Genomic DNA, 6,114 nt, shown 5'->3' on the forward strand with positions numbered 1-6,114 from the left:
AAAATGGCAAAAGTATTATATAACGGAGATATTCAAGAAGAAGTATTACAAGGGAAAAAAATCGCTATCATTGGTTATGGCTCTCAAGGTCATGCCCATGCACTTAACTTAAAAGAAAGTGGATTCGATGTTGTTGTTGGATTACGCCCAGGTAAATCTTGGGATAAAGCCGTAGAAGATGGTGTTCAAGTTACCACTGTTGCAGAGGCGACTGCCCAAGCAGATGTAGTCATGGTTTTATTGCCGGACGAATTGCAGCCTAAAGTGTATGAAGAAAGCATCAAACCGAACCTAAAAGCTGGAGATGCCTTAGTTTTTGCTCATGGGTTTAACATTCATTTTAACCAGATCGTCCCTCCTGCGGATGTCGATGTATTCCTAGTAGCACCTAAAGGCCCTGGCCACTTGGTACGCCGTACTTTCACGGAAGGTGCAGGTGTTCCAGCCCTTTATGCGGTATATCAAGACTATACCGGTCAGGCAAAAGACCTTGCTTTAGCCTATGCAAAAGGAATTGGATCAGCCCGTGCAGGGGTATTGCAAACCACCTTCCAAGAAGAAACAGAAACCGATCTATTCGGAGAGCAGGCTGTCCTTTGTGGTGGAACAACGGCCCTTATCAAAGCTGGTTTCGAAACACTGGTGGAAGCAGGTTATCAGCCTGAAGTTGCCTACTTTGAGTGTCTACATGAATTAAAATTAATTGTTGACCTTTTATACGAAGGCGGTTTGGAATACATGCGCTACTCCATCTCTGATACTGCACAATGGGGAGATTTCGTATCAGGTCCACGCGTAGTGAATGAAGAAACAAAAGCCCGCATGAAAGAAGTATTAAAGGATATCCAAACAGGCGCATTCGCCAAAGGCTGGATTCTTGAAAACCAAGCAAACCGTCCACAATTTAATGCCATCAACCGTGCAGAAAACAACCACCCGATCGAAGTGGTCGGCCGCGAGCTTCGTGCTTTAATGCCGTTTATTAAAAAGCCTAATCAGAAGAAGGAAGTGGTGGTACATGGTTCACGTTAATATCTTTGACACAACCTTACGTGATGGCGAACAATCCCCTGGTGTAAATTTAAACCAGCTAGAAAAATTGGAAATAGCAAAACAGTTGGAAAGGTTTGGCGTTGATATTATGGAGGCCGGGTTCCCGGCTTCCTCCCAAGGAGATTTCGAAGCAGTAAAAGCCATTGCAAAAACAATTAAGAACTCTTCTGTAACCGGTCTAGCACGTGCCGTTAAATCGGATATTGACATTGCATGGGAAGCATTAAAAGAAGCAGCGGAACCAAGGTTACACGTTTTCATTGCCACCTCCCCTATTCATATGGAGTATAAGCTGAAGAAAACACCAGAACAAGTAATGCTGACAGCGATTGATATGGTTTCTTATGCGAAAAAGAAATTTACTCATGTGGAATGGTCTGCGGAAGATGCTTCCCGTTCCGATCTAGATTTTCTTGTCCGAATCATTACAAAAGTGATCGATGCTGGAGCTACCGTTATCAACCTTCCTGATACAGTTGGCTATACAACACCGGAAGAATATGGCCGTATGTTCCGCTACATTAGAGAAAACGTGCCGAATATTCATAAAGCCTCACTCTCCTGTCATTGCCATGATGACTTAGGAATGGCGGTAGCCAATTCCCTAGCGGCTATTGAAAACGGAGCTACCCAAGTCGAGGGTACAATCAACGGGATCGGCGAACGTGCTGGCAATGCTGCTTTAGAAGAAATCGCCGTTGCTTTAAATATTCGTAAAGACAAATATCCATTCACAACCAATCTAGTATTAAAAGAAATTAAACGCACCAGTGATTTGGTCAGCCGCTTTACCGGGATGAAAGTTCCAGGAAATAAAGCCGTTGTTGGAAAAAATGCCTTTTCTCATGAATCAGGCATTCACCAGGATGGCGTATTAAAAAATGCGTTAACCTATGAAATTATTACACCTGAATTAGTCGGAGTTCAGTCCAATGACCTTGTTCTCGGTAAGCACTCCGGACGTCATGCGTTTAAAGATAAAATTGAACAGATGGGCTTTGAATTAACCCAAGAGAAACTGAACGAAGCCTTTCAATCTTTTAAACAATTAACGGATCGTAAAAAAGAAGTCACAGATGAAGATCTTTTCGCGATCCTGACCGATATCCAAACAGCAGCCGTTGATATAAAGAAATATGAACTAGTTGCTTTCCAGGTTCACTATGGTTCATCCAATCTACCTACAGCGACAGTAGCTCTTACTACTCCAGAAGGGATCAAGGTAGAAACAGCCCGCACTGGTGGTGGAAGTGTTGAAGCACTATATAACACATTAGAGGCACTAGTGAAGGAAGAAATTCATCTGACAGATTTCAACTTAAGCTCTGTTGGGCGCGGACGGGATGCCCTTGCTGAAGTTCATGTGAAAATGACCGTGAATGGAATTAACGTCAGTGGGCGCGGCTCTTCACAAGATGTGCTTGAAGCCTCAGCTAAAGCATTTGTCAATGCAGTAAATCGCGTCTTTTTCAATCAGAATGCATTGGTTAAAGAACCAGCTGCACTATAAGAACCTAGGCACCTTTTTCAAAGGCGTCGATCTACAATTACCATTTTATAAAATCAGAATTTTCAAAAACGAGGAGGTTGCTTCTAATGAAAAAGCGAATTGTTTTACTACCCGGTGATGGGATTGGCAAGGAAGTCATGAATTCTGCCAAGGAAGTATTAACTGCAATTGCTGAAGAGTATAACCACTCTTTCAGCTTTGAAACCCATGAAATTGGAGGAGCAGCCATTGACCAATACGGCACCCCCCTTCCAGAAACAACGGTTGATGCTTGCAAACAGGCAGATGCGGTATTACTTGGAGCGGTTGGCGGACCAAAATGGGATAACAATCCTTCCCACCTTCGCCCTGAGCGCGGACTACTAGGTATCCGTAAAGCCCTTGATTTATATGCAAACTTAAGACCAATCAAAGGTTTCAAAAACTTACTGCCTGCTTCCCCATTAAAGGAAGAAGTCGTTAGTGGAAGCGACCTCCTTATTGTACGTGAACTAACAGGGGGCATTTACTTCGGATCTCCTAGCGAACGTCGCGATAATGGTCAAGTGGTGGTTGATACTCTCAGCTATACACGTCAAGAAATTGAAAGAATTATAGACAAAGCATTCCAAGCGGCACAAGGCCGCCGAGGACGCCTAACTTCTGTTGACAAAGCCAATGTCCTTGAGTCCAGCAAAATGTGGCGTGAAATCGTTGAAGAGAAAAAAGCCCAGTACCCTGATGTCGCTGTGGAACATCTATTAGTCGATGCAGCAGCAATGAAACTGATCACAAATCCTTCTCATTTTGATGTCATTGTAACGGAGAACATGTTCGGCGACATCTTAAGTGACGAGGCCTCCGTATTAACTGGATCACTTGGTATGCTCCCTTCCGCTAGCTTGAACGAAGCTGGAGTTGGCCTATACGAACCAGTTCACGGTTCAGCACCAGACATTGCCGGAAAAGGTATCGCTAATCCAACTGCAATGATTCTATCAGCTGCGTTAATGCTTCGTTATTCATTTGGATTAGAAGATGAAGCGAAGATTATCGAAGACGCCGTTCAGTCGGTATTAGATGCAGGATATCATACGGCTGATCTTCGGATTGCTGGAGGATTCCAAGTCGGCACAGCAGAAATGACAAAGTTAATCGTTGATTATATCCGAACTGTGAGCGCCTCAAAATGTATCGCAAGCTGTTACTTTTAATAAAAAATCATTGGGAAACCGCCTTGAAATCGGCGGTTTTCCCCTTAACCTACAAAATTCATTCTATTTTTAACAAACTTTTAATCTAATAACGTGAGGAAGAAAGCTATGGAAAGACCAAAAAATATTATCCAAAAAATTTGGGAACAGCATGTTGTCCATCGAGAAGAAGGAAAACCGGATTTACTTTATATTGATTTACACCTTGTTCATGAAGTCACCTCCCCTCAAGCCTTTGAAGGGCTGCGAATGAATGGACGTAAAGTGCGCCGTCCGGATCTCACTTTTGCCACAATGGACCATAATGTTCCAACTCGACAAAGACTAGTGATTGAAGATCCTATTTCGAAAAAGCAAATCGATACGTTACAGCAAAACTGCGAGGAATTTGGCATTCCTTTAGCTCACATCCATCACCCAGATAACGGGATCGTCCATGTCATTGGTCCGGAACTTGGTCTAACCCAGCCAGGAAAAACGATTGTCTGTGGTGACAGTCATACATCCACGCACGGTGCCTTCGGTGCTTTAGCATTTGGAATTGGAACCAGTGAAGTAGAACATGTTTTGGCTACCCAAACTCTTTGGCAAGCACCGCCAAAAACAATGAATGTAAAAGTAAAAGGCAAACTTGGAAAAGGTGTTACTGCTAAAGATTTAATCCTTGCGATTATTGGAAAATTCGGAGTTAAATTTGGGACAGGGTATATCATCGAATATACCGGAGAAGCGATCCGTGAAATGTCCATGGATGAGAGAATGACCGTCTGCAATATGTCCATTGAAGGAGGAGCGCGGGCTGGGCTGATCTCTCCTGACGAAACAACGTTTGAATATTTGCGCGGAAGAAAACATGTTCCCCAAGGAAAAGCATTTGAAGAAGCCGTTACCCGCTGGAAATCTCTTGCCACTGATGAAGGGGCAGAATATGATGCAGTAGTTGAGATTGATGCAACGGAAGTCGAACCACAAGTAACTTGGGGAACTAATCCTGGCATGTGCATCCCAATCTCGGCAAGTGTTCCAAATCCTGAAGAAGCCAATAAAGCCAGCGATCGGGAAGAAATCAAACGTGCCCTTGAATATATGGGTCTTGAAGCCGGGCAGCCGATATCCAGTGTCAAAATTGACCATGTGTTCATTGGCTCCTGTACGAATTCCCGCCTAAGTGATTTGCGCAAGGCAGCCGAAATCATTCGCGGCAAGAAAGTGCATCCTTCTGTCAAAGCCATTGTCGTTCCAGGTTCCTTCAGTGTAAAGATGGCAGCGGAAAAAGAAGGCCTAGATAAGGTATTTACAGATGCTGGCTTTGAATGGCGTAATGCCGGCTGCAGTATGTGTCTTGGAATGAATGATGATCTCATTCCTTCTGGAGAACGCTGTGCTTCTACTTCCAATCGCAACTTTGAAGGTCGTCAAGGAAAAGGTGCACGCACTCATCTAGTGAGCCCAGAAATGGCAGCAGCTGCAGCGATTGCCGGTCATTTTGTTGATGTCCGTACATTCACAGCACAGGAGGTCGGTTAAATCATGGAACCATTACGAATTCATCAAGGAATTGTCTGCCCTATAAACAGAGCAAATATCGATACGGACCAAATCATACCAAAACAATTTTTAAAGAGGATTGAACGAAGCGGTTTCGGGCAGTTCCTGTTTTATAATTGGCGTTTTGATGACGAAGGAAATCCAAATCCTGAGTTTCCATTAAATCAGCCTCAATATAAAGGTGCATCCATCTTGGTGGCCGGTGAAAACTTTGGATGCGGCTCTTCCCGTGAGCATGCCCCATGGGCGGTTCAAGACTTCGGCTTTAGGGTTATTATTGCCCCTAGTTTTGCTGATATTTTTAAAAATAACACGGTGAAAAACGGCATTCTTGCCATCCAGGCCACCGAAGAACAAGTTCAAACCATTATGAAAAAAGCTGAAACCGAAGGCTATACTTTAACAATAAATCTCGAGGATCAAATTGTTTACGATTCTGAGGGCTTTGAATTCACATTCGATATCGCCCCCTATCCGAAAGAAATGCTCCTAAACGGCTGGGATGAAATTGGTGTTACTTTAAAATATGAAGATAAAATCGCCCAGTATGAGCAAAGCAAACAACTTGTTCATACAAAATAGAGTTTATTGAAAGGAATTAAGTTATAACTATAAGAGGTTAAAAAAAGGAGAGACATTCGTGTAAAATGGTACCCATGTCAAGGACACTTTAAAAAAAGAGATTAAGCAGCTAGAAGATGATTCCTATACTGAATAGGGGTCATCTTTTTTAAATTCCACTGATAGCGGTAATTGTTATAGTAAACCATGTAATGATTAATTTTTGACTTCAATTCCTTCAATGTTCTT

Annotated in this window: 6 protein-coding genes; 5 read left to right on the plus strand and 1 reads right to left on the minus strand. The window is 43.0% G+C overall.

Annotated features, from left to right (window positions below; all coding sequences use genetic code 11):
* Positions 1 to 3: 3 nt before the first annotated feature.
* From ilvC to leuD, 5 genes are all read left to right on the plus strand, one after another.
* Positions 4 to 1,032 (plus strand): ketol-acid reductoisomerase, encoded by a 1,029-nt coding sequence (gene ilvC, locus GZA11_RS09660; RefSeq protein ID WP_163183602.1) that lies wholly within the window; start codon positions 4 to 6, stop codon positions 1,030 to 1,032.
* Complete coding sequence (locus tag GZA11_RS09665; RefSeq protein WP_163183603.1) at positions 1,019 to 2,563, plus strand: 2-isopropylmalate synthase; 1,545 nt, start codon at positions 1,019 to 1,021, stop codon at positions 2,561 to 2,563. Before ilvC ends, GZA11_RS09665 begins: the two co-directional genes overlap by 14 nt.
* Before the next feature lie 86 nt (positions 2,564 to 2,649).
* Complete coding sequence (gene leuB / locus GZA11_RS09670) at positions 2,650 to 3,756, plus strand: 3-isopropylmalate dehydrogenase (protein WP_163183604.1); 1,107 nt, start codon at positions 2,650 to 2,652, stop codon at positions 3,754 to 3,756.
* A gap of 108 nt (positions 3,757 to 3,864) precedes the next feature.
* Entirely contained in the window at positions 3,865 to 5,283 is a 1,419-nt protein-coding gene (leuC, locus tag GZA11_RS09675) for a 3-isopropylmalate dehydratase large subunit (RefSeq protein ID WP_163183605.1), read from the plus strand.
* Between the two features lie 3 nt (positions 5,284 to 5,286).
* Positions 5,287 to 5,886: a 3-isopropylmalate dehydratase small subunit gene (leuD, locus tag GZA11_RS09680; RefSeq protein WP_163183606.1), complete on the plus strand. Its 600-nt coding sequence runs from the start codon at positions 5,287 to 5,289 to the stop codon at positions 5,884 to 5,886.
* A 101-nt stretch (positions 5,887 to 5,987) separates the two neighbouring features.
* On the opposite strand, the gene GZA11_RS09685 is transcribed toward leuD, so the two are convergent.
* A partial coding sequence (locus tag GZA11_RS09685; protein WP_163183607.1) for an IS3 family transposase occupies positions 5,988 to 6,114 on the minus strand: 127 nt, incomplete at its 5' end.

Origin of the sequence: Neobacillus sedimentimangrovi, assembly GCF_010614825.1 — a bacterium.
In the GTDB taxonomy this organism is placed as follows: domain Bacteria; phylum Bacillota; class Bacilli; order Bacillales; family Cytobacillaceae; genus Neobacillus; species Neobacillus thermocopriae.

Excerpts from the sequence above, each read along its gene's own strand:
- ilvC (WP_163183602.1), top strand. The coding sequence starts at position 4 with ATGGCAAAAGTATTATATAACGGAGATATTCAAGAAGAAGTATTACAA.
- GZA11_RS09665 (WP_163183603.1), top strand. The coding sequence starts at position 1,019 with ATGGTTCACGTTAATATCTTTGACACAACCTTACGTGATGGCGAACAA.
- leuB (WP_163183604.1), top strand. The coding sequence starts at position 2,650 with ATGAAAAAGCGAATTGTTTTACTACCCGGTGATGGGATTGGCAAGGAA.
- leuC (WP_163183605.1), top strand. The coding sequence starts at position 3,865 with ATGGAAAGACCAAAAAATATTATCCAAAAAATTTGGGAACAGCATGTT.
- leuD (WP_163183606.1), top strand. The coding sequence starts at position 5,287 with ATGGAACCATTACGAATTCATCAAGGAATTGTCTGCCCTATAAACAGA.